The organism is Granulosicoccus sp. 3-233 (assembly GCF_052681095.1).
Genome location: NZ_JBQYLE010000003.1, coordinates 111,623 through 135,163 on the forward strand (window position 1 = coordinate 111,623; position 23,541 = coordinate 135,163).

Annotated in this window: 14 protein-coding genes; 4 read left to right on the forward strand and 10 right to left on the reverse strand. The window is 60.1% G+C overall.

Annotated elements, in window-relative coordinates:
• The 7 genes from ACUNV4_RS09945 to ACUNV4_RS09975 form a co-directional block, all read right to left on the reverse strand.
• On the reverse strand, positions 1-2,637 hold a 2,637-nt coding region (locus ACUNV4_RS09945), incomplete at its 3' end, for a hypothetical protein (RefSeq protein ID WP_430878386.1).
• The gene (locus tag ACUNV4_RS09950) at positions 2,634-4,661 is read right to left on the reverse strand and encodes a BatA domain-containing protein (RefSeq protein WP_430878387.1); all 2,028 of its coding nucleotides are present in this window, start codon (positions 4,659-4,661) and stop codon (positions 2,634-2,636) included. The genes ACUNV4_RS09945 and ACUNV4_RS09950, both read right to left, overlap by 4 nt.
• Complete coding sequence (locus tag ACUNV4_RS09955) at positions 4,658-5,557, reverse strand: DUF58 domain-containing protein (RefSeq protein ID WP_430878388.1); 900 nt, start codon at positions 5,555-5,557, stop codon at positions 4,658-4,660. Before ACUNV4_RS09955 ends, ACUNV4_RS09950 begins: the two co-directional genes overlap by 4 nt.
• Positions 5,558-5,628: 71 nt before the next feature.
• Complete coding sequence (locus ACUNV4_RS09960) at positions 5,629-6,639, reverse strand: AAA family ATPase (protein ID WP_430878389.1); 1,011 nt, start codon at positions 6,637-6,639, stop codon at positions 5,629-5,631.
• A gap of 3 nt (positions 6,640-6,642) precedes the next feature.
• Positions 6,643-8,922: a tetratricopeptide repeat protein gene (locus ACUNV4_RS09965; protein ID WP_430878390.1), complete on the reverse strand. Its 2,280-nt coding sequence runs from the start codon at positions 8,920-8,922 to the stop codon at positions 6,643-6,645.
• A complete protein-coding gene (locus ACUNV4_RS09970) occupies positions 8,909-9,907 on the reverse strand; it encodes a hypothetical protein (protein WP_430878391.1) in 999 nt (332 codons plus the stop codon). Before ACUNV4_RS09970 ends, ACUNV4_RS09965 begins: the two co-directional genes overlap by 14 nt.
• Complete coding sequence (locus ACUNV4_RS09975; protein ID WP_430878392.1) at positions 9,892-12,213, reverse strand: hypothetical protein; 2,322 nt, start codon at positions 12,211-12,213, stop codon at positions 9,892-9,894. Before ACUNV4_RS09975 ends, ACUNV4_RS09970 begins: the two co-directional genes overlap by 16 nt.
• A 648-nt stretch (positions 12,214-12,861) precedes the next feature.
• On the opposite strand from ACUNV4_RS09975, the gene ACUNV4_RS09980 reads away from it, so the two are divergent.
• The 3 genes from ACUNV4_RS09980 to ACUNV4_RS09990 all read left to right on the forward strand — a co-directional run bounded on the left by ACUNV4_RS09980 (position 12,862) and on the right by ACUNV4_RS09990 (position 17,217).
• The gene (locus ACUNV4_RS09980; protein WP_430878393.1) at positions 12,862-14,301 is read left to right on the forward strand and encodes an OmpP1/FadL family transporter; all 1,440 of its coding nucleotides are present in this window, start codon (positions 12,862-12,864) and stop codon (positions 14,299-14,301) included.
• A 12-nt stretch (positions 14,302-14,313) separates the two neighbouring features.
• Complete coding sequence (locus ACUNV4_RS09985; protein WP_430878394.1) at positions 14,314-16,461, forward strand: hypothetical protein; 2,148 nt, start codon at positions 14,314-14,316, stop codon at positions 16,459-16,461.
• A gap of 180 nt (positions 16,462-16,641) precedes the next feature.
• On the forward strand, positions 16,642-17,217 hold the full coding sequence (locus ACUNV4_RS09990) for a chalcone isomerase family protein (RefSeq protein ID WP_430878395.1): 576 nt from the start codon (positions 16,642-16,644) through the stop codon (positions 17,215-17,217).
• A 114-nt stretch (positions 17,218-17,331) separates the two neighbouring features.
• Here the strand turns inward: ACUNV4_RS09990 and ACUNV4_RS09995 are convergent, their stop codons facing one another.
• Entirely contained in the window at positions 17,332-19,764 is a 2,433-nt protein-coding gene (locus ACUNV4_RS09995) for an acyl-CoA dehydrogenase (protein WP_430878396.1), read from the reverse strand.
• Positions 19,765-20,043: 279 nt separating this feature from the next.
• On the opposite strand from ACUNV4_RS09995, the gene folE reads away from it, so the two are divergent.
• On the forward strand, positions 20,044-20,595 hold the full coding sequence (folE, locus tag ACUNV4_RS10000) for a GTP cyclohydrolase I FolE (protein WP_430878397.1): 552 nt from the start codon (positions 20,044-20,046) through the stop codon (positions 20,593-20,595).
• 26 nt (positions 20,596-20,621) lie between these two features.
• On the opposite strand, the gene ACUNV4_RS10005 is transcribed toward folE, so the two are convergent.
• The gene (locus ACUNV4_RS10005; RefSeq protein ID WP_430878398.1) at positions 20,622-22,496 is read right to left on the reverse strand and encodes an ABCB family ABC transporter ATP-binding protein/permease; all 1,875 of its coding nucleotides are present in this window, start codon (positions 22,494-22,496) and stop codon (positions 20,622-20,624) included.
• Complete coding sequence (dusA, locus tag ACUNV4_RS10010; RefSeq protein ID WP_430878399.1) at positions 22,496-23,518, reverse strand: tRNA dihydrouridine(20/20a) synthase DusA; 1,023 nt, start codon at positions 23,516-23,518, stop codon at positions 22,496-22,498. The genes ACUNV4_RS10005 and dusA overlap by 1 nt, the downstream gene beginning before the upstream one ends.
• Positions 23,519-23,541: the final 23 nt, after the last annotated feature.

The following is a 23,541-nucleotide window of genomic DNA, read 5'->3' on the forward strand; positions in this document are numbered from 1 at the left end:
TGCCTGACTGCCCTGCTGACTGCCCTGCTGACTGCCCTGCTGACTGCCCTGCTGACTGCCCTGCTGACTTCCCTGCTGACTGCCCTGTTGCGAATCGGCCTGTTGCGATTCTTCTCCATTACCTGATGAAGCGTCTTGCTGATTGTCGGCCTGCTGCTGCCCATCCTGTCCAGCTGCGTCCTCCAGTGCTTCGCGCGCACGCTGCAGCTGCTCTGACAGAGAACGAGCGGCCTCCGCCAGGGATTGAGCGTCTTCGCCTTCGGCTTCCTCGGCGTCTCGCTGCAATTGCTCGAGATCACGCTGCATCTGCTCCAGCTCTCGTCTCAGCTGTTGCTGCTGCCACTGCTCTTCGCGAGTCAGCTGGTCGCGCTGGCGTTCCGCTTCTGCCAGAGCCTGCTGCCGCCGCGCCAGTTCGGCCAACTGATCGAAAATGTCATCCAGCTGCTCGCTACCGGCACTGTTGCCCCCTCGATCGGGCTGTTCATACTGATTGCGTTCCAGATCCATTTCCAGCTCGAACATTTCCGCCATGTCCTGTCCGGCCTGCTGACCTCCTCCACCCTGACCCTGTTGCTGTGTCATGCGGATATCGGCAAACAGGGCTTCGGCTCTCTGCAGCAGTTGCAGCGCTTTCTGCTGAGGTTGTATCGCCCGCTCGAAGTCCAGGGTCTGCAATGCGGCAGCAGAAGGCTCCATCTGTATCGCTGCGGCACGCAGATAATCCACGAACATGCGAATCTTCTCACCCTGGTCGACCAGCTCACGAGCTTCCGAACGATCGGCCAGTGTGCGTGCCTGCTCGGCCAGCGTCACCTGCAATTCGGACAACAATCGCGCATTGTCTTCCTGCCCGGCAGTCTCTCCTCCCAATGCCTCGGTGGTGCGTTGCAGATTCCACGTAGCCAGCAGTATTTCCTTTTGCCGCCGTGAGATCTCACTGCCCTCATTGGCACCGCCGCCGCCGCCCGCGCCACCACTGGCGCCGCCCTGGCCTTCCGAGAAACGTCGCTCGAACGGCCTGACATCGATCAACATCATGTCGGTTTCGCTGACGCTGTCGTGGTCGCGAACTCTGGCATAGTAGGTAATCAGATCGCCCGGCTGCATGACCACACCCGTCAGTGTGGTGGAAAGTGGTGCCGTTTCCGATTCCGGTGTGGGGCCCTGCGTCAGCGTATCGGTATCGTCAATGCCAGCGTCGGGACTGCCCATGGACTCCAGATAGAAGACGTGCTCTGTCAGCTTCTCTGGCGGCAGCATGACACTTTGCCAGTCTCCGGCGTTGACCGAGTACAGCAGCTCGATGGACTCTACCGAAAAATCATCCTCGGCCTCGATACCGATGGCGACCTCCTCGATCGGCGAGGCAGTCACATCTCTGCCCGGCCTGACCAGCTTGACTATCGGTGCTTCATCACCACGCACGATGACTGCGTATTCCGGGCTGATCGGCACTTCTCGATCCAGCATGCGATCTATCAGCTGATACTGTGTGTCGTTGTCAATGACAAAACTTGCACTGTAACGGTAGGAGGTGATTGCGTCATCTGCATCGACATCCGTCGCTGAATCGGCCGTGCTCGACACGGCAGTCTTCGCACCCGCCTTACGGACAGACTGCGGTGCCTGCAAGCTCAGCAGGCGATCTCCCAGTCGCAGGGCGCCATCCTGCAAGGGGCGATCCAGTTGAAAGGACAAGTCGACTCGAGTGTTCTTGACACCACTGATATCGCCCACATCCACTTGCGTTGTCGGCGTCAGACGGGTCCATTCAGGGTATTCGAAACCGGCATCGATTCTCTCCAGCCGTGCCGGTTGTACCACCGAGACATGATAGGTCGGACTTTGCGTATAGGCCGCACTGACATGATATTCCAGCGCTTCGTTGACTCGGTAGAGCGTGAATCGGAACTGTTGATCCGGTGAGGCGCTGATCGGTGTTGCCTGCCACTCACCGTCACCGCTGCGGGCGTGCAAGGTAACGGAATCCTGCCTGAAACCACTCAGTTCGATGGTCAGTGGCAGATCCTCACCTGCCAGCAATTCGATATCTCCGGGTGCAACGGTCACCGCTCGGGGCTCGACCAGTGTCTTGTCACTCCAGCCCCACCAGACATGCAATGCGGCGTTCTGCCAGCCTGGCGGTGCCAGCACGCGTGATGCCAGCAAGGCGGCGCCCAGCAGGAGCAAGACCAGCAGCGGCCATACCAGTGCGGCAGTCGGAACGATACGTTGCAGTGGTACTCGCCGGGCGACTGACATGGCATCCTGTGCCAGCAGGGCCAGAAACGGCTGATCAGGCTGTTTGCTTCGGGTATCCAGATAGGTATGAACCCGCCCATCGAAGGCCGCATCGGCCCTTTCCACCAGTGTCGCTCCCTGATCGCGTTGCAACTGGCGCAGGGGACGCCACAGCAGGAACAGCAGACACAGCACGGTCACGAGCAACAGAGCCAGCCGCACGGAGTTGGTCAATGCCGGGGTAAAACCCCGGAACAGCCCTGCCCAGGCCCCGACAGCGGTGAGCAGGACCAGAGCGAGCGCGAGCAAGGCGGCAAAACGCAGAACATGACGCCAGCGCTCACGCTGCATCGCCCGATGAAGATAATTCCCGAAACGCTCTATGGATGGGCTCATGAACCATCTCTCCTGACGTCCAGACGTCGGTTTGCCAGCGCGCTTTCCATGATGAACAGCAACAGCAGTACTGGCAGAATGAGTTGCCATGTGGCCAGCCGGGCAGCCTCTGCAACGCTCATGCTGCTACCTGATTCTGCCTGTTTGCCACCGACGTTGCCAGCATTACCCTGCCCGGATTCCCCGGTGTCTGCACCTTCCGTGTAGCGATTCTGCCAGGCCGCCAGTTCCGCTGGGCTCAAGGTGGCAATGTTCGCTTCCCGGCTGTCCAGTACCACCTGCAGGGCATGCTCGCCTCTGGCCCCCACGATCTTGTACATGCCGGGTTCATCCAGCTCGATGGTGCCGGAATGCGCACTGGCATCGAGTGTCAACAATGGCTGATCGGTCGGATCCAGAACCTGCACTCTGGCGGGCAATGCCAGCCGCTCGCCGGCGACGATCTGATCGGGCAAGGCAGTGCTGGCATCGAAATAGTTCAGTATCGATTGCATCAGGGAGACGAAAGCCGGCTGCAGGGGCAGATTGCTGCCTGATCCGTCAAGCCTGTCATTCAGAATCAGCAGACGACCCCGCTCCGTGAGCCGTTCCACCAGCACGGGCAAGCGATCACTGGTCTGCAGCAGAACGCGATCACCCTCGACCAGCAACAGTGGCGGCACATCGTAGAAGCGGGTACCGGACCAGTCAAGTCTACCCAGCTGGAGGGGGTGAGCATCATCGGACACACCCATCTCGCTACCCGATATGCGCGGCACAGCCAACTGTCCGCTTGTTTGCGTCACCTGCGGCGGCTCCGCACTGAACAGCAGCGCATTGGCGCCACTATCGACGAACTGAAGGATATCCAGATCGATCTTTCCGCTCAGGGTACGGCCACTGATGACATGCTGAACCTCCGCGGAAACGCGCTCAGCATTGCCCGTGATCACGTCGACGCTGGCCAGATCGTCGGTCTCCAGAGCCGTTGCCAGGAAGACTGCCGCATTGTCCGACACCTGACGTTCCGTGGCGAGCAACACCACAGGCATCGGGTTGGCTGTTCTCACCACCACATCCACCCGATCGTCATCCGGCAGATCATCCGGCTCTGCCAGGGCAACGGTGAAGACAGGATCAGCCACCGCCGGCATGACCAGGCGATCGAACACCATTGTCTGCAATTCGAATGGCTGCAAAGTCACCTGTTGCTCGGCCAGCAGACGATCACCGGCATACAACTGCACCGTGGTACTTCGACGCTCGACATCAACCGGACTTGCATTTTCCTCGACACTCGATTCGCTGACCATCAACTGGACATTGACCTGTACATTGACGCCATCGGTGGACAATGCACTGGCCTGCAGGTGCACATTGCGCTGTGGTTCGGTGACCACCGATTCGACATGCATTTCATCCAGCTGCGGTGCATACAGCGCATTGAGCTGGGTGGGCAAGGCACTTTGCTGGACATCGGTAATCAACCACAGTGTGACCGGCACATCGGATTCGGAAGCAATCCGGTTGATGCCCTGCATCAGGCTGCCATAGTCGGCAGACACATGACCGGGCTCCATTGCAGACAGTGCCTGCAACTGCACGCTGGCCGGTTCGGTCCGCCGATCGGTGCGGCGGATACCGTCATCGATCCCCAGCAGCTCTACCGAATCACCCGCCGGCAGACCGGACACGATGTCACGGGCCCTGTCGATGGCTGCCGGCCAGCGACCTGCAGCTCGCATGGACAGAGACTGGTCGATGGCGATGACATGATGTTTGCTGCGAACAGCATCAGCGCCTTCACGGTTCAACCACGGTTGGGCAAAGACAAGGCACAGCAGCAACAGACTCAAGACCCTGAGCGCAAGCAGGATCAGGTACTTCAACTGTCGGGTTCGCGACACCGGAGGCGTTGTTGCTTCAAGAAATCGCCGGGAAGGAAACGCCTGTTCAGGAGCCCGCTGATCGCTGAAGCGATGCAGCAACCATGGCAGGGCCAACCCCAGCAGGCCGGCCAGATAGGCTGGAAACAGCAGACTCATCGACCGCGACGCTCCCTGAAACGCAGATAACTCTGCAAGGCGGCATCCAGCGGCTCGTCGGTCATGACGCGCGTGTAATCGGCGCCGATGCGATGACAAGCCTGTTCAATGGAGGCGCAATGCGCCTTGAATCGGGACTGATAGCCGTTGCGCAGAAATGCCGGATCGACTATCACGGCCTCGTCCGATTCCAGATCACGCAGCGCACTGGTGCGTGTCAGCGACGGCTCGACCTCTTCCACATCGAGCAGGTGGAACACCGCCACATCCTGCCCCTGATGTGCCAATGGTCGTAACGCTGCCAGCAGTTCATCGGCATCGGCGTAGAAATCCGAGGCGACGATGACCAGGCCACGGCGGCTCATGCTGGCCCGAAGACTGGCCAGAGCGGCAATGATGTCGGTGCCGGCACCCGCCTCGGTACTCTCCAGTTGACCCAGTATGCGTACCAGTGAATCCGGTCGTGCCGACGGCGCCAGGTAGTGGCGAACCGATTCGTCGAATACGGCAAGCCCGATCGCATCATGCTGTTTGCGCGCCATGTAGGCCAACGCAGCCAGCAGATACATGCCCTGATGCAGCTTGTTGACCGGCGTGCCGAAATTCATCGAGGCACTGGCATCCAGCAACAAGGTGACCGCCGTGTTGGTTTCACCCTGAAAGCGCTTGATGTAGGTTCTATCGGTACGCGCATAGACGTTCCAGTCGACATAGCGCAGGTCATCTCCTTCGTTGTACGCCCGGTATTCGGCAAATTCCTGACTGAACCCGAAATGTGGCGATCGGTGCAGACCGGTTGTCACACCGTCCACCACCGTACGGGCCACCAGCTCCAGGGAGCCCAGGCGTGCCAGTACCTCGGGCTTGAGAAGCCGATTGGCTGTCTGCGCCGCCATCAGATCGACCTCCCTCGTACAGGAACCGGTTCACCGCAATGACCTGACTGCAAGCGACGCCCGTCCATGCCTCAGGCCGCCACTCGTTGCTCGACCAGGTCCCGCAGAACGGCATCGATGTCGACGCCATCGGCTTCGGCAAAATAGTTGAGCATGACTCGATGGCGCAACACGGGCGCAGCCAGTGCATCGATATCATCGGTGGTCACGTGATAACGGCCAGCCATCAATGCGCGTGCCTTGGCAGCCAGCGTGATGAACAGCGCGGCCCGGACCGAGGCACCGAACTTGACGTACTGGCGAACCTTGTCCGTCGCCGATGGATCTTCAGGGCGAGTGGCTCGAACCAGTTGCACCGCGTACTGGCCAACCTGCCTGCTGACCGGCACCTGTCGGGTCAGGCGCTGAAATGCCAGGATCTGGGCCGGGTTGGTGCACGCAACGACAGGTTCCGGTGGCGTGTCACTGGTGAAGCGCTCGACCACGGTCAACTCATCTTCCAGCGGCAGATAGCCCAGCATGATATTGAACAGGAAGCGATCGAGCTGCGCTTCCGGCAAGGGGTAGGTTCCCTCCAGTTCCAGAGGGTTCTGGGTTGCCAGCACGAAGAAGGGCTTGTCGATGGTGTGCTGAGTACCACGCACCGTCGCCGAGTACTCCTGCATGGCTTCCAGCAAGGCGGCCTGTGTCTTGGGTGGCGTACGGTTTATCTCGTCTGCCAGCAGAACATTGGTGAAAATGGGACCGGGAATGAAGCGCCAGCTGCGCTCCCCCTTGTCATTGTCCTCGATGATGTCGGTGCCGGTGATATCCGTTGGCATCAGGTCGGGGGTGAACTGGATGCGATCGAACTGCAAGCCCAGTGCATCAGCCAGAGTTCTGACCAGAAGTGTCTTGGCGGTACCGGGCATCCCGGTCACCAGACAGTGGCCGCCCACCAGCAATGTGATCAGCAAGTGTTCCACCACTTCGTCCTGACCGACGATGATACGCCCTACCTCACTGCGCAGGCGCGTGGTCACATCCCGGAACTCGCTAACCAGTTGGGCCGTGTCGGCCTTGTCGAATTCAGTGTCGCTCACAATTCAGTCTCCAGCAGAAAGCTCCAGCAACAGATGCTGGGCAGGTCGGTAGAAAGGTGCACTTTCCAGTGCATAGATGACTTCGCGGCGAGCCGCCTGATCGTCGCCCTGCAGGCGCGCCGCTCTCGCCTTGCCCAGGTAGGCGCCGGCCAGGTCGTCGACCTGCATGCCGATCAGCGCATTGAACTCGCGCAGTGCCAGCTCGGGTTGCTGCCGGTCCAGATAATGTTCACCGAGCCAACGGTGAACATCCGTGCCATAAGGCATTACCCAATTGAGCGATTCCATGACCGGTACCGCCTCCTGCGTTCGACCGGCCGCTCGCAGATCATCGATCAGTTGCGTCAACGCATCCGGATCATGTCCGCCCAGAGCCTGCCAGTCGAGAAGAACCTCGATCGCCTCATCCACATGGCCTTGTTCACGCAAGGACATGGCCAGTACCTGGTAGGGATTGCCTGCACCGACCCGTTGCGGATACCGCCGGATCAGATCCCGCGACAGGGCAGCAGCGCTGACCCAGTCATCGAACTGCAGAGAGCGCTCCAGTTGCCGGGCCTCGGCAGCGTAGTCATCCAGTGATTCCAGCAGATCGCCATACAGGGTCTGCAGATTGTCGGCGAACTGCCTGTCGAACTCACCGCCTCGCAGGCCGATGGCATCGTGCAGGGCCTCCGAGGTGCTCTGACCTGCGGCAAAACCCTGGAGCATGCTCACCAGAGCGTCATGCCCCCAGCGCCGGCCGATGAAATCGCAGATGAGGCCCGCCTGCATGTAGGAGACCTGCACCTGACCGTTGTAGCTGGGTCTGACGAACCCCTGATCCAGTCCTTCAACGGGCAGCAATTGACCATCGCGGATGGCGGTCAGCACGTCCATCGACAGTTCCCGATCCGGCAAAGGGCCGGTATTCCATTCCTCGTAGACCGACAAGCCTTCGCTGAACCAGCGTGGCAGACGATGATTGGTGGCCTCCAGCGTGAAGACATGCGCCATCTCGTGCCACAGCGTGCTGCCCCAGTGAAACTCCCCGGCAGCTCGGGCCTTGGGACTGTCCATGGCTGTCAGATAGCCGAAGGTGACACCCAGCAGGCCGATTCCCGGTGTGCTGACCGTACGCACCCCGAAATCATCATGGTCGTGATAGAGCTCGACCACCATCGGTTTCTGCAAGCTGAACTCATAGCGCTCGCTGAACAGTTGCACCGCGCGCACGGCCAGATCGATGACGTAAGGCTCCAGCGCATCGGCATCTTCCCGGTCCAGCCGGATCAGTACCCGGCCAATCGTGGCATCCGGATCATCGGCATATGGCACGTCCACGTAACTGACGCGCATCCCGTCCAGATCATCGAGCAGACGCAGTGTATTGACCGTCTGCGCATCGAAGGGGTCCAGATCATAGGCCCGCTGCAAGTGATAGCGTGCGGCGAACACATTGTTGACACGCAGTTGGTTGATACCCAGGTCGCGATGAGCCGTCGCCAGCTCGGGGTCCAGCGCAACCGCCTTCTGATAGAGATCCACAGCCTCCCGATAACGATAGGTGATGATGTAGAAGTGCGCCGGAATCGCGTGAATGTCGCCATACCCAGGGTTGTATTGCAGTGCACGCTCGGTCCAGATTTTCATGGGCTTGTCTTCGAGCAGATTTGCACCGGCATGCAGCGCATAGATCTCCAGAGGCGGCAGCCCCTGAGCGTCGACATTGGCCAGGGCGCGATCGAGCAGCCCGCGAGCCTCTTCCAGATTCTGCAGTTCGAGCTCGATGCCGGCCAGCAACAGCAAGGCCTCGACATTGTCCGGGTACTCGTTGATGATCTCCCGCAATGCCACTCTGGCCTGCCCTTCAAAGCCTTCCGACAGGGCTTTCGCCAGACCGATGCGGGCCGGCAACCAGCTGGCGTCATACAGCAAGGCCTCGCGGAACAGTGCTTCTGCATCACTCACCTGGTGAGTCTGCAGATACAGTTTCGCCCACTGTGTCTTGATGGCAGGATCGGTGCTGTCGGCAGCCAGTTCGCGATACAGTTTGTTGGCCTGGCGAATATCCCCCAGAGCGGCGGCTGCATCCGCCCGTTCCAGCCCGCTGGCCTGTTCGAGTCGCTGCTCGTAGCACTCTCGGGCGGCCTGCCTGCGGCCCTCGTACTGGTGCTGGTCACAGCGTCGCAGGGTGTCCGCTCGGCTCGTGTCGTAGTGGATCGGAAAAGCCTGTGCAGCGCTGCCGACTGTCACAGACAGCAGCAATACCAGCCAGATCAACCCGCGCTCAGCTCTCGGCATCGGTATCACTCCAGCCGGTCACGGCATCAATGGATTGCTGCATTCTGGCAATGTCGATCAACAGAATCTCCAGTTCGCGATAGTAGTCGGCCACCGGCATCTGCGACTTGCGCGCCTTCAGCGCCTTGAACGCATCCTCCAGAGTCAGCCGCTCATCCAGCAGTGCCGCCACTTGCGGGTCATCCTTGGCCTCGCGCAGGGAACCCAGCAATGCCAGCGGGATATCGCTGGCCAGATCCCCGGCCAGCCTGGCATGCTCGGATGCCAGCAGGTTCTGCTGTTCGTAGTAGGCTTCGGTACGGGCATTGGCAAAGCGAAATGCCTCTGCCACGGTCAGTATCTCGTTGCGATCATAGTCTGCCGAACTGGATGCCATGGCATCGGCCAGGTAACCGGGAAAACGCACGGCATTGACTTCGCCGCCGCTCTTGGTCGCTGTCACCACGACCCGACCCGGCTGTGTCAGGGCTTCCAGCGCGGCACCGCTGGCACTGGTGGCCAACACCACCACTTGTCGTCCGGCGTTGACTCCATTGAGCGCCGCAACCAGATCTTCGGTGGTCACATCAGGCCCCGAAATATTGAAGCGCCAGGTGAGACTGTCGGCAGTGCCGTGCCCGACCAGTATCAGCACGATGGTATCGGACGCCTGCATGACGGCGGCGCGTGTCTCGATGGCCGCCAGTATCTCTTCCCGAGTCGCCGTCTCCTGCAAACGGACGATCTGCCCTTCACCTTCATCGATACTCTGCAGAGCCTCCACGTAAGTATCTGCAGCGGCATCGAACGCATCCGAATAGGCCGATTCTCCCCCCAGGCCGTTGACGATCACGGCATGCGTCTCGGCCTGCCCGAGCTCTGCAACAGTCAGCAGTACCGGCAACAGCAGGCCGGCAAACAGCTGGCCGCGCGCGATAGCCACCGGCGCATCATCGAGCGAGCCTCTCGTCGCACCCTTGATCAAGCCTCTCACAATCGCTTCCATCGCAGTCGCAGCGCCCATTCGAACAGCTTGAGCAGAATGACACACAGAAACAGGAACGGCATGTTCCACAGCGGTAGATGACTCTCTCTTTTCAAGGCCGCATTCTCCGAAGCCAGGATGCTGTTCAGCCGGTCGATGTCACTCAGCGGCAGATAGCTGCCTCCGCTCACCTCGCTGATACGCTGCAGAAAGTCCGCTTGCAGGCCTGAACCGAAATCCTCGGCATTGCCGGACTCGCGAACCCACCATTGTTCCACGCTGGACAGCGGCGCAGAGGGCGATTCTCCTTCCAGTGGCGTGCTGCTTGCCACCGAATAGGGTCCATCGAGGTGCATGGGAATCTGCCCGGAATAATGCCCGGGACGATCATTGTCGGGATAGAGCGCAACGGTTTGCGTGCTGCCATCGGGAGCACTGAGCGCGACCGGTAATTCGGATACCTGTAAATCGGTATAGTCGGCATTGTAGGCCAGTAATGACAGATTGGCGGTATCCGCATCGCGGTAAACCGGCTTGTCGGTCTGCAACCGCAGCCTTGGCAGACTCTGCTCTACCGTCATGCCCAGCAACTGCCGCCAGAAACGTTCATGCCGCATATCCTCCGACGGCAATCGCATCTGCCAGCGCCAGGTGCCACTGGTCCCCAGCACCAGACTCTGCCCTCGTCCGTAGCGCTGCGCCACCAGCAGTGGCTCGGAACGTCGGCTGGTATTGCCGGCAACCTGTTCCAGCAAAGTCAGGGCCCCGGGCTTGACCTGGCCCAGAGACTGATGATCAGCCAGTTCCGGCAGACTCTGCCAGGCGTCGATATTGGCCTGAGTGCCATCTGCCAGCTGCAACCAGGGTGTACGCAAACCGGTCAGTGACGGCATGACGGACGCGCGCTGGCGATCAAAGGTCTCTGCCCCGGGCCGGCTACCCAGCTGCACTGGCAAGGCAGCTGCCACCACCGAGCGACCCCAGCCACCGTCCGCCAGACCCTGGCGACCACCGAGCATCAGCAAGGTGCCGCCGCGCAGACTGACGAAATCTCGCAACGCGCTCTGCTGGGCGGTGGACAGTTCAGCCGCTTCCAGACTGCCGATGACCACGGCGTCATAGGCGAACAGTTGTTCACGCGTGGTGGGGAAACCGTCGGCCAGTTCATTGCCGTCCCGAACCCCCTGACGATAGAACTTGTTGGGCGATGTGCGCAGCAGCGACACCACGGTGACTCCGGGATGGGCATCCATGGCACGACGCAGGAACTTGTATTCCCAGCGAGGTTCGCCTTCGACATACAGGATGCGCCTGGGGGCATCCACTACCCGCAGAATGCGTGGCTGACGATTGTTGGCAGGTACCGGGTCGTCTGGCGTGTTCTCGCTGCCCTCATCCTGTGTCGCTTCAACGCTGAATTCCAGCTGGCGAGTACCACTGTCGCCACTGGAGAAGCTCAGCGAGTGGATGCTCTCGCCGACATCCTCCGGCAAGCGGACATCTTCGGCCGCCAGCAGCTCCGTACCGGACATGACACGCACTCGAGCGATGCCAGCGGCACCATGGCGAATTCGTACACGTGCAGTCAACTCGGTGTTCGGCTGGGCCGTGTCCGGCATGAACACCTCGGCGAGTTCGAGATCGGCCGGATCCTCCGGTTGCCCGACACCGACGGTATGCACCGGCACACCGGCAGCTGCCAGCGTCTGCCACCAGCGACTGTCTATCCGGTCGCTGTTGTCCGCGCCATCAGAGATCAGTACCACGGCCGCCAGAGCCGATTCACTGACCGTGCCCAGCAACTCATCCAGCGCGGGCGCGATGTTGGAGCGGCTTGCAGGGTCTTGATTCGAGACCTCATCCAGGGTGTCAAGCGAACTCAGTCCGTCACCCAGGCGGTAGAGACGGGCCGAGAATTCATCGGTATCCTGAATGGCCAGCTCTTGCACAGCCTGCCGACCGGCCTCCAGTCGCGACAGAGGCTCACCGAAGCTTGCAACGGATCCTGTCGCCGAGACATCCTGCAAGCTCATGCTGCGTGAACCGTCAAGCACCCAGGCAACCGTATTCTCGCCACGCTCCGCCACCGACACCTGCAACACTGGCTGCCAGATCATGATCAGAACCACTGCTGCCAGCAAACCTTGCAACACGGCAATGCTGCCGCGACGGGCAAGGCTGATATCACGCCGCCACAGGGATACCAGTATCAGCAGAGCGACGACAGCCATCGCTGCAGGCAGGCCCCACAACGGCAGGTCAGCCTCGAAACTCAGCCTCGCCTGCTGCCACAGCTCTACCGGGTAATTGAACAGCAGCTCGAACATCATTCAGTTTCCAGTTGAACTCCATGGTAGAGGTATAGCCAACAAAATCCCGGCCATCACCCTGTTCGGTCGATCTCCATACTGTCGTGCCACCACCAGGTGCTCCATTGCCCACGCTCGACATCGTCTGACGCTGCGGATCGAGCGCACTGGCGATGTCTGTCATGAACGGAATATGGCAGTGACAACGCTAATGCGGAAGTACCATCCTGCCGATCAGAACGGTTCGCCTGGGTGTCGGATTGCAAACAATCATGCCCGATATGCACGCTGCCTCGCTGCTTGCTTCACTGGATTACCCACAATATCCTCAACGTTCTGCACGATTCACGACTGCACCACTGCCTTGAGAGCAGCGCATCTACCGAAATGTTCCCCGGCAAGCATGACGCGACACCCCGAAAGAGTCGCTCGAAAGGCCCGTTACAGACAAGTATCAGCACGCTGGCAGACGCCCATCGTGCACATGTTACCTGCGTGCTCCCGCGCAACGATAGGCACTATCATTACTGTACATTATTGATAGTGAGGACAAGGACTTGAGCCTATACTTAAGTCAGGGTAGTCTGCCTTGACTATTCAGTCATGCAGATCAGCCAGCCAGCTATTCGGCCCCTTGCAAAACCACCACGAGCTTCAGGAGAAAAGATGAATACAACATACAGGCGGCTCAGACCGCTGGGAACCCTTGTGGGGTTCGTCGGTCTTGCCGGACTGAGCGGTGTCGCGCAAGCGGGTGGTTTTGCGCTGATCGAACACGGTGCCTCCGGCCTCGGCAATGCCTATGCCGGCGCAGCTGCCGTCAGCCAGGATGGCTCGACTGTCTGGTTCAATCCGGCAGGCATGAGCCAGATCGAAGGACGCGAAGTCGTGGTTGGTGTGCACTTGCTGACCACCAATACCGATTGGACCGATCAAGGCACCACGCTGGGTGCCGCGCTGGGACGAGGCGTCGCATCAGGCCCCACCACGGCGGAAGCCGGTACCACCTCGGCGCTGCCCAACTTCTACTACGTGGCACCGATCAATGAGCGCTGGAGCTATGGTCTGAGTATCGGCGCACCGTTCGGCTCATCCACCGAATACGATGCCAACTGGAAAGGCCGCTATACCACGGTGGAAAGCGGACTGAGTGTCATCGACATCAATCCGGCCCTGTCCTACAAGGTGTCCGACAAGATCAGTCTGGGGTTCGGCATCAGCCTCCAGCAACTCGATGCCGAACTGGGAAGTGCGGTGGACTCCGGTGCCGCCTGCCTGGGCCTGGCCGGCAGAGATGACACCAGCTTCACCTCGACCGATTGCGTCAATGCCGGGCTGACGCCCGGCAACGTGAACAATGACGGCTACGGCGAAGTCACAGGCGACTCCACGGCCTTCGGCTTCAATCTCGGCGCTCTTTTCACGCCGGATGAAAAACTCAAGATCGGTGTGGCCTATCGGCATTCCGTCGACCATGAACTCGAAGGGGATGGTGATTTCAGGATTCCGCAGAATCTGCAGGATGTCTTTGCCAGCAACACCAGCACGGATCCAACCGGTCAATTCCTGACTGCCAACTTCCTGACCGACTCCCCTGTCACGGCAGAGGTCGATCTACCGGCCATGTTCTCGGTGTCCGCAGCCTATCAGGCCAATCCGAAGGTGCAGCTGCTGGGCGATATCACCTGGACCGGCTGGAGCTCACTCGAGGAAATTCGGGTGGTCTACGACAACCCGGTGCAGGACGACACCCTGTCGGTGCAGGAGTGGGAAGATGTCATGCGCTACTCCGCCGGAATCAACTACACACACAGTGACAAGCTGACGCTGCGCGCCGGTCTTGCCTTCGATGAAGAGGCCATCCCCAGTGCCGCTCGCCGCACCGCCCGGATTCCGGGTAATGATCGCACCTGGTTTTCTGTGGGTGGCGGCTACCAGGTCAGCCAGCGATTCTCGTTCGATGTCGGCTACTCCCTGCTGATGCTGGATGAAACCCCTATCGACAATTCCGATCCGGAATCCGAAGGCGTCGGTCAGGAGATCCGCGGCACCTATGATTCACACGTCCACATCGTTGGCGCCCAGCTCAACTGGTCGTTCAACTAGAGGCTCATGCACATGAAACACTATTCTTCATTGGTTGCAGCGCCCCTGCTGTTGACTCTGGTTGCCTGCAGCAGCGATTCGAACCATGATTTCGACGGCAGCAAGGACGAACTGGACGCAGCCATTGCGGCAGACAGTTCGCCGCAGGCCTTGTTCAGTCCGGACCCGAATGCACCGGTACTGCCCTTTCCCAACAGCCTGTTCCTGCTGACCTCCACCGATGGCACGCTTGACCTGCCGCTCGGTGAAGGCGCTGACGAGACACTGGCCAACCCACGAGTGGCCCTGAACCAGCTGGACGGATTTTCCACGGTTGCACCGATTGTCACGACCATCAGTGAAACCCTGGATCCGGCCTCTCTGATTGTCGGCGATACGATCCGTGTATTCGAAGTCTCCACGGCACAGGCCGTGGGTGTCACCGGAGTTCTGTCCGAGATCTCGGACCCGCGTCTGCTGGCGGCCACATCCGTCGGCAATCAGCTGATACTGCTGCCTACCGTGCCCCTGAACCCCAAGAGCGATTACCTGGTCGCCCTGACCAATGGCATCACCGACCCGGATGGCAATGGACTGGAGGCCAACCTCACCTATGGTCTGCTCAAGAGTGATCAGGCACTGGGCCTGCCGCAGAGCGATCTGGAGAGACTGGAAGAATTGTCGCAGCTGGACCAGCCCGATCAGAGCCAACAGGCCGAGCTTGCGGAACTGCTGCAGCGACAGCAGACCCTGGGGCAGCTGGAGTTGCTGCGCGGCGCAACCGGCTCGCAGCTTGCCGCCGTTCAGGCAGCAACCGGTATCGATGCGTCGGACATTGCGCTGACCTGGGTCTTCAGAACACAGTCGACCCGTGATGTACTGCAGGCCGTCAAGGATCAGTCCACAAGCAGTGTACTGCGACTGGGCAACTCCGGACAGACCAGCCCCGCAGGTGGCAAGGCCGACATCTATATCGGCTCTCTGGAGGTCCCCTACTATCTGACGGCGCTGCAGGGTGACGCAGGGGTTGCGGATGTGCTCAACAGCTTCTGGAAGAACAGTGACGGCAATGTCGTAGGCACCCTGAATGAGTCTCAAGCCCCGAATTACGCACCGGTGTTGACCTCCACGGAGACCATTCCGGTTCTGATGAGCGTGCCCAATGCCACCTCGGCCAGTGGTGGCAACATGCCGGCGGACGGCTGGCCCGTGACCATCTTCCAGCATGGCATCACGGGTAATCGCTCCTTCATGCTGGCCATCGCCGATGCCATGGCCGATGCCGGCAGGGCTGTCATTGCCATCGACATGCCGTTGCATGGCCTGATAGACGACAGCAACCCCTTGCATGCCGCCAATTCGCCATTCGGTGTCAGCGAACGAACCTTTGACATCGATCTGGCCACCAATCCGCTGGAGGATGGCACGGAAGTGGAAGATGTCGGCCCCGATGGCGAACCCGATACTTCCGGCAAATACTTCATCAATCTGCAGAACCTGGCCAATTCTCGTGACAATCTGCGTCAGTCAGTGGCCGATCTGTTCACCCTGACAGCCAGTCTGTCGTCCGCGCAGGTGGAAAATGTCACCCTCAATGCCGGCAATCTGAACTTTGTCGGGCATTCACTGGGCGGCATTGTCGGTACCACCATGTTGTCCTACGACAACAGCTTCCAGAGTGCGACACTGGCCATGCCCGGCGGAGGCATCGCCCAGTTGCTGGCCAATTCGGAAACGTTCGCGCCAATCATCAACGCGGGTTTGCAGGACGCCGGCATCGAGACCGGATCGGATGATTACAACACCTTTCTCACCGCAGCCCAGTCGCTGCTGGATTCGGGAGATCCGATCAACCACGCGGCCACCCTGGCACAATCGGGTGCCACCCGATTGCACATGATCGAGGTACTGGGAGACGCGGTCATACCCAACAGTGTGGCAACTGCACCGTTGGCTGGAACCGAACCACTGGCTCGTCAGCTGGGTCTGACCCAGATCGTGGCCGACTCCACCAATGGCGGACTGGTCAAGTTCTCGGTCGGCGATCACGCCTCCATCATCAGAGCGCAAGCCAGTGCGGCGGCGACGGTCGAGATGCAGCGCCAGACAGCCACCTTTGCCGCAAGCCAGGGCACCCAGCTGCCCGTCACCGACGACACGGTCATCGCCCCGCTGCCATAGGCCGGCGGAAACGGGTCGGGATGACGTCAGGGAGGGCGCCATCCCGATGCCTGGAGCACATAGGCTCGGGTGGCCGTAACAGCCAATGAGGCGTTGCCAGTACCCCGATCCATCACCTCAGGACCTGTGGCGACAGATGGCATGCAGGTCTCCTTCCCGACTTTGCAGAATACTCTTGCCATGACCTCTTTCTCAAGAAGCCCACTGACGTGGCTGCTCCTGCTTGCCTGTCTGACGCATCTGCCCGCGCAGGCAGCAAAGGTTGCAGGCGTCAGCCTGGACGACACGCTCACCGTCGGTAAACAGACCACGACCTACCACGGCGCCGGTGTTCGCAAGAAGCTGTTCATCAAGCTTTATGTGGGCAGTCTGTATCTGGCTTCGCCCACTGCCGATGCCGCCAGCATCGTGGCGGCCGACGAGGCAATGGCCATCCGGCTCGATGTGTTGTCGGATCTGCTGACCCGCAAGAAGCTGGTCAAGGCTCTGGATGAAGGTTTCGCCAAATCCACCGGTGGCAACACACAGGCCATCCAGCCTCAGATCGATCAGATGCTGAGTTTCATGCAGGACAAGATCAGCCCGGGGAGTCGCTACACACTCGCCTATGAACCCGGCGTCGGCACTCACATCAGCCGTAACGGGGAGAGTCTGACCGTCATCGAAGGTCTGCCGTTCAAACAGGCCCTGTTCGGCATCTGGCTCTCGGACCAGCCGGCTCAGGACTCACTCAAGGCGGCAATGCTGGGCAACTGAAGAACCGGACGACGGGCAGACTGCCTGGAATGGCAATCTGCCCGCTCAGCCCTCGTGTTCGTTCTGCCCACCGGGAGTGAAGGTCAGTGCCGTGACTGACTCACTACCGCTGTATCAGCAGGCACCCTGACCGACCTCGTTGGGGAAGTCATCCACCTGGATGACCGTATTCACGGCAGCGGCCGCCTCGCTCAGCAAGGTGCACTCTGCAGGGCTCAGGACACCCTCGCCTGCCAGTTGCTGCAGCCAGCTCTCATGGTCCATTTCCACCGGCCGACTGCGACCACTTGCCTTGAGCTTGCGCTCGGCGTCCTCGGCCGCCAGCACGGCTCTCAGAGCATGTTCGATAGAACCGGTGACATCCTTCGGGTCATCACTGAGGAACACGCCCGCGGTGAGGCGATCCCGAGCCGCCGATTCTTCGAGCAGTATTCGCGCGCATGCCTGTGTCAGACGATCATTGGGTGTGCGGTAGCGACGTCCCAAGGGGAACACGATGCCACGCAACAGCAGCCCGACAGCCGTACTGGGAAAATTGCGCAGGATCTGATCCAGAGCCACCTGGGTCTCGAACAGCGCGGTACGTACGGACCATTCCAGCAGCGGCTGGTCTTCTGCAGGTCGGCCGGAATCCTCGAACCGCTTGAGTACCGCCGAGGCCATGTACATCTGCATCAAGCCATCGGCAAAGCGCCCGGACAACATTTCCTTGCGCTTGAGCCCCCCCCCGAGAAACAGCATGGCAAAGTCCGCCAGGAAGGAGTAGGCCGCACTCATGCGTGCCAGACGTCGATAGTACTTGGTGTTTTCGCCCGCCTCGGGTGCATTGGCAAATGCCCCCTTGGTGAGTCCATGAAACAGGGAACGACTGCCGTTCTGGATGGCGTAACCGACATGCCCCATCAGGGCTTCGTCGAAGCTTTCCAGCGCTTCCTGCTGATTCGGCAATGAGGCTGCCGAGATCTCATCCATCAACCAGGGATGACAGCGGATCGCTCCCTGCCCGAAGATGATCAGACTGCGAGTCAGGATGTTGGCCCCTTCCACGGTGATGCCCACCGGGATAGCCTGATAGGGTCTTCCCAGGAAATTGCCCGGCCCCATGCAGATCCCCTTGCCTCCGATGATATCCATGCCGTCATTGAGAACGGTTCGCATGCCCTCGGTGTTGTAGTATTTCAGGATGGCGGAGACAACCGAGGGCTTTTCGCCCTGATCCAGTGCTGCACAGGTCAGACGACGACCGGCATCCATGGTGTACGTCAGACCCGCGATCCGGCCCAGTGCCTCCTCGATGCCTTCGAACTTGCCGATCGGCAGATTGAATTGCCTGCGAACCCGTGAATAGGCACCGACAAAGCGCGAGGTGGCCTTGCCGGAAGCCACCCCATTGGACGGCAGGGAAATACCACGGCCGACCGACAGCGACTCCATCAGCATGCGCCAGCCCTGACCAAGCATCGGCTGACCACCGATGATCCAGTCCATCGGAATGAACACCTCCTTGCCGCTGTTGGGCCCGTTCATGAATGCCTGATTGAGCGGGAAATGACGTCGTCCGATATTCACCCCTTCGGTGGATGTCGGTATCAGGGCGCAGGTAATGCCCAGGTCTTCCTGATCTCCCAGCAACCCGTCCGGATCGTAGGCCTTGAATGCCAGCCCCAGCAGGGTGGCAATCGGTCCGAGCGTGATATACCGCTTCTCCCAAGTGACCCGCAGCCCCAGCACTTCCTGCCCTTCATGCTGCCCCTTGCAGACGATACCGAAGTCCGGCATGGCACCGGCATCCGATCCGGCCGATGGCCCGGTCAGTGCAAAACAGGGAATCTCCTCACCCACGGCCAGTCGAGGCAGATAGTGGTTCTTCTGCTCCTCGGTTCCATAGTGCAACAACAGCTCGGCCGGACCCAGCGAGTTGGGTACCATGACACTCACGGCGCCGGTGACACTGCGGGTTGCCAGCTTGGTCACCACTTCGGAGTGGGCCATGGCAGAGAAACCCAGACCGCCATACGATTCGGGGATGACAAGACCGAGAAACCGTTGCTCCTTGATGAACTGCCAGACATCCGGTGGCAGGTCGTTGAGCTCATAGGTGATCTGCCAGTCATCCATCATGCTGCACAGCTGATCGACCGGGCCATCGACAAATGCCTGTTCGGCCGGTGTCAGACGAGCCTCGGGATAGTTGCCCAGTTTCTCCCAGTCAGGCGAGCCGCGAAACAGTTCGGCTTCCCACCAGACCGTACCGGCATCGATGGCGGCCCGTTCAGTCTCGGACATGGGTGGCAGCACCACCTTGACGTATTTCAGTATGGGCAGACTGAAGAAGCGATGCCGCAGAGAACGTACATTGAACAGTACGGCCACCGCGATGAATACCAGCACGAGAATGGCCCCCACCACACCCGACAGAAAGCCGAACAGGGAAGCCAGCAGCAGGATGCCGGCACCTGCGGCCGTTGCAACCGGCAGGCTGAGACGATATCTGGACAGAATGAAAAGCGTCAGCGCCAGTACCAACAACCAGAAAACAATGCCCATCAGAATGAACTCCATGAAACGTGCGTCAGCGTTGCAAAGGGATTACACAAGCACTGCTCATGCCGAGCCGGCATGGAAAGGTCGGGTAGACGATGCCCGATCACACAGCTTACTGCCAATGCAATCTTTTTTCCCCCACGGCAAGCGCTCTTGTACAACTTGCCATCTTTCGGCCAGGCTCGATAGTCCTGAAACGCAGGCCGGAAGCAAAATCCGTTATAGTCTGCGCTCATTTCCGGCCATGTCTCTGGCCCGTAGCACAGGCGATCATTCACTCCCATGGAATCAATGACCTCAGCGTATCGCAGCATCCTTGAATCCGTCGGCGAGGACGTCTCGCGTGATGGACTTCGCGACACTCCCGAACGCGCCGCCAAGGCCATGGAGTTTCTGACGCGCGGCTATCACCAGACTCTGGAGGAAGTGGTCAATGGCGCCATCTTCGAATCCGACAGCGACGAGATGGTCATCGTGCGTGACATTGAGCTCTACTCCCTGTGCGAGCACCATCTGCTGCCGTTCATTGGCAAATGTCATGTGGCCTATCTGCCGCGCGGCAAGGTCATCGGTCTGTCCAAGGTTGCGCGCATCGTCGACATGTATGCACGGCGACTGCAGATTCAGGAATCCCTGACCAAGCAGATCGCCACGGCGGTGCTCGAGGTCACGGGTGGGATCGGTGTCGGTGTGATCATCGAGTCCCAGCATATGTGCATGATGATGCGTGGTGTCCAGAAACAGAACTCCTCCATGACCACATCGGCCATGCTCGGTCGTTTCCGTTCGGATATCAATACGCGCAATGAGTTCCTGTCACTGGTGCGTGACTGAGCCACTGCATCCGTATCTTCAGCGATTCATTCGCCTTCGCCATCATCAGCTCCCAGCTGCAACTGCCACAAGTCCGCGTACAGGCCGTCGGCTTCCAGCAACTGTTCATGCGTTCCCTGTTCAACCACCTGACCGGCATCGAGCACGATGATCTGATCAGCATCAACCACGGTCGAGAGTCGGTGGGCGATGACCAGTGAGGTCGCGCGTCTGGCCACCGCGTTCATGCCCTCCAGAATCGCCTGCTCGCTGCGCGTATCCAGGCTGGATGTGGCTTCGTCGAAAATGATGATCGGCGGGTCCTTGACCACGACCCTGGCGATGGCCATGCGCTGTTTCTCTCCACCGGAGAGCTTCAGACCTCGCTCACCGACCACGGTGTCATAACCCTGCGGCAGTTCCCGGATGAAGGATTCCAGATTTGCACGCCGCGCAGCCTCGGTCACCCGCTCGTCATCGGCTTCCGGATGGGCATAGGCCAGGTTGTAGCGAATGGTATCGTTGAACATCACCGTATCCTGCGGCACCACACCCAGAGCCTCTCGCAGACTGGATTGCGTGCAATCCCGTACATCCACCCCATCGATCAGGACCTGGCCGTCATCCACATCGTAGAAGCGGAACAACAGGCGCGACAGGGTCGACTTGCCGGCACCCGAGGGTCCGACCACCGCTACCTTGCTGCCCGGCTCCACCGTGAAACTGACACCACGCAGGATGGGCCGCTCTGGCAGATAGGCAAACCGGACATCGCGAAATTCGATACGCGCCTGTCTGACCTCCAGTGGCTTTGCTCCCGGCTTGTCCTGGATCTGTGGCGTGCGTTCGAGCAATCGCAGCACCAGATCCATATCGGCCAGTGCATATTGCAAGCCACGGTACACCACGCCCAGATAATTGAGCGGTACAAACAGCTGCAGCATCATGGCATTGATCAGCACGATATCACCCAGGGTGATCGTCCGGGTGGTGACGTCGCGAACAGCGAGCATCATGATCAGCGTGACGCCAACGGAGACGATGGCCGCCTGCCCGAAGTTCAGTGTCGACATGGTTACCTGACTGCGCACTCCGGCATTGGCCCAGTCATTCATATGGGCCTCGTAGACCGCAATTTCGCGCTTCTCGTTATTGAAATACTTGACGGTCTCGTAGTTCAGCAGGCTGTCCACGGCACGACCACTGGCCAGTGAATCCATGCGATTCATTTCATGACGAAACTGCATGCGCCAGCCGGAAAAGAACAGCGTGAACGCCACGTAGATGATGACGGTACCGAACACCACCGCCGTGTAATGCCAGCCATAGCCACCCAGCAGAATGGCGGCAACCAGCAGGAATTCGGCAGCCGTGGGTACGATGTTGAAGACCAGCAGATTGACGATCGAGCTGAGACTGCTGGTACCGCGCGACAGGTCCTTGGCAATACTGCCGGTGCGCCGCTCCAGATGGAAAGCCAGAGACAGGTCGTGCAACTGCGTCAGTACCTGGCTGGACAGCTTCTGCATGGCGCGGTAACGAACACGAGCGAACAGGGAGTCGCGCAATTCGGTAAACAGGGAGCTGCACATGCGCAACAGGCCATACGCCGCCACCAGACCCAGACCGACCAGCAGTATCTCATTGCTGCCAACGGCGAGCGGGTCGCCGAGCGGGTCCGCGAGCGAATCCGCCAGGGTGTTGCCTGCGTTGCCGTCGCCGGTTGCGCCACCGGTCTGGTCCAGCGTGTTGATGATGCGCTTGAGCACCAGCGGTACGGCGACAATGGCCAGCTTGCTGAGCATCAGAAAGCCCAGAGCAACCAGTACCCGTCCGCGGTATTCCCACAGATAGGTCGAGAGTTTCTTCAGATTCTCGATATCACGTCGATTGCTGTGCGGTGCTTCCTCGCGACCGGCCATCAGGCACTGCGCCGGGCGTGATCGACGATGTATTCCAGCGCCTGATCCACCAGTGCAACGGCATCGCGCGTCTTGCCGGCCTGCTCACTGATATGTCGCCGCCACAGGCGCGCCCCGGGGACCTCCTGAAACAGAGAAACCAGATGCCGACTCAGCGCGCTGGGACGCACGCCCTGTTCCACCCAGGTCTGCATGTATTGCGCATAGGCCCGTGCCACGGATGCCAGTGACTCGATATCGACCGTCCCCTGCAGACCACCCGGCAGATCGGCAAAGATGCGCTGATCGGCCTCCGCCAGGATGGCCGGGCTGTAGTACGCCGCGCGCCCGATCATCACCCCATCGACATGCTGCAGATGTTGCAGCGCAGCATCAAGCGTATCGATACCGCCATTGATGCTGATGTGCAACTGTGGAAAGGCCTGTTTGAGGCGATAGACATACTCGTAACGCAGCGGTGGAATGCTGCGATTCTCCTTCGGGCTGAGGCCGTCCAGCCAGGCCTTGCGGGCATGTACCGTGAAGTATCGGCAACCACTGTCAGCCACCTGTTCGACAAAGGACTCGAGCGCTTCGTAACTGTCATCCCGATCGATGCCGAGGCGACACTTGACCGTCACGGGAACGTCGACGGCCTGCTGCATACCAGCCACCACCTCGCGCACCAGCTGTGGTTCGGCCATCAGGCAGGCACCAAATCGCCCGGCCTGCACCCTGTCACTGGGACAGCCCACATTCATGTTGATCTCCTCATACCCCCAGTCGGCACCGATGGCAGCAGCCTGTGCCATCTCGCCCACATCCGAGCCTCCCAGTTGCAGCACCACAGGGGTCTCCGACTCGTGACGACCAAGCAGGTAGGGACGATCACCATGAATCACTGCCTTGCAGGTCAGCATCTCGGTATACAGCAGCGTATGCCGCGTCAGCAGGCGCGCCAGATGCCGGTAATGACGATCGGTGAGCTCCATCATGGGAGCCACGACCAGTCGCCGGTGAGCGGGGTCGAAGGTGTCAGGCATACGTCAGGGGTCTTGTCGGCTGG

Bases quoted from the DNA above. Each gene is read 5' to 3' on its own strand.
- ACUNV4_RS09950 (WP_430878387.1), bottom strand. From the start codon at position 4,661: ATGAGTCTGCTGTTTCCAGCCTATCTGGCCGGCCTGCTGGGGTTGGCC.
- ACUNV4_RS09955 (WP_430878388.1), bottom strand. From the start codon at position 5,557: ATGGCGGCGCAGACAGCCAATCGGCTTCTCAAGCCCGAGGTACTGGCA.
- ACUNV4_RS09965 (WP_430878390.1), bottom strand. From the start codon at position 8,922: ATGCCGAGAGCTGAGCGCGGGTTGATCTGGCTGGTATTGCTGCTGTCT.
- ACUNV4_RS09970 (WP_430878391.1), bottom strand. From the start codon at position 9,907: ATGGAAGCGATTGTGAGAGGCTTGATCAAGGGTGCGACGAGAGGCTCG.
- ACUNV4_RS09975 (WP_430878392.1), bottom strand. From the start codon at position 12,213: ATGTTCGAGCTGCTGTTCAATTACCCGGTAGAGCTGTGGCAGCAGGCG.
- ACUNV4_RS09980 (WP_430878393.1), top strand. From the start codon at position 12,862: ATGAATACAACATACAGGCGGCTCAGACCGCTGGGAACCCTTGTGGGG.
- ACUNV4_RS09985 (WP_430878394.1), top strand. From the start codon at position 14,314: ATGAAACACTATTCTTCATTGGTTGCAGCGCCCCTGCTGTTGACTCTG.
- ACUNV4_RS09990 (WP_430878395.1), top strand. From the start codon at position 16,642: ATGACCTCTTTCTCAAGAAGCCCACTGACGTGGCTGCTCCTGCTTGCC.
- ACUNV4_RS09995 (WP_430878396.1), bottom strand. From the start codon at position 19,764: ATGGGCATTGTTTTCTGGTTGTTGGTACTGGCGCTGACGCTTTTCATT.
- folE (WP_430878397.1), top strand. From the start codon at position 20,044: ATGGAATCAATGACCTCAGCGTATCGCAGCATCCTTGAATCCGTCGGC.
- ACUNV4_RS10005 (WP_430878398.1), bottom strand. From the start codon at position 22,496: ATGGCCGGTCGCGAGGAAGCACCGCACAGCAATCGACGTGATATCGAG.
- dusA (WP_430878399.1), bottom strand. From the start codon at position 23,518: ATGCCTGACACCTTCGACCCCGCTCACCGGCGACTGGTCGTGGCTCCC.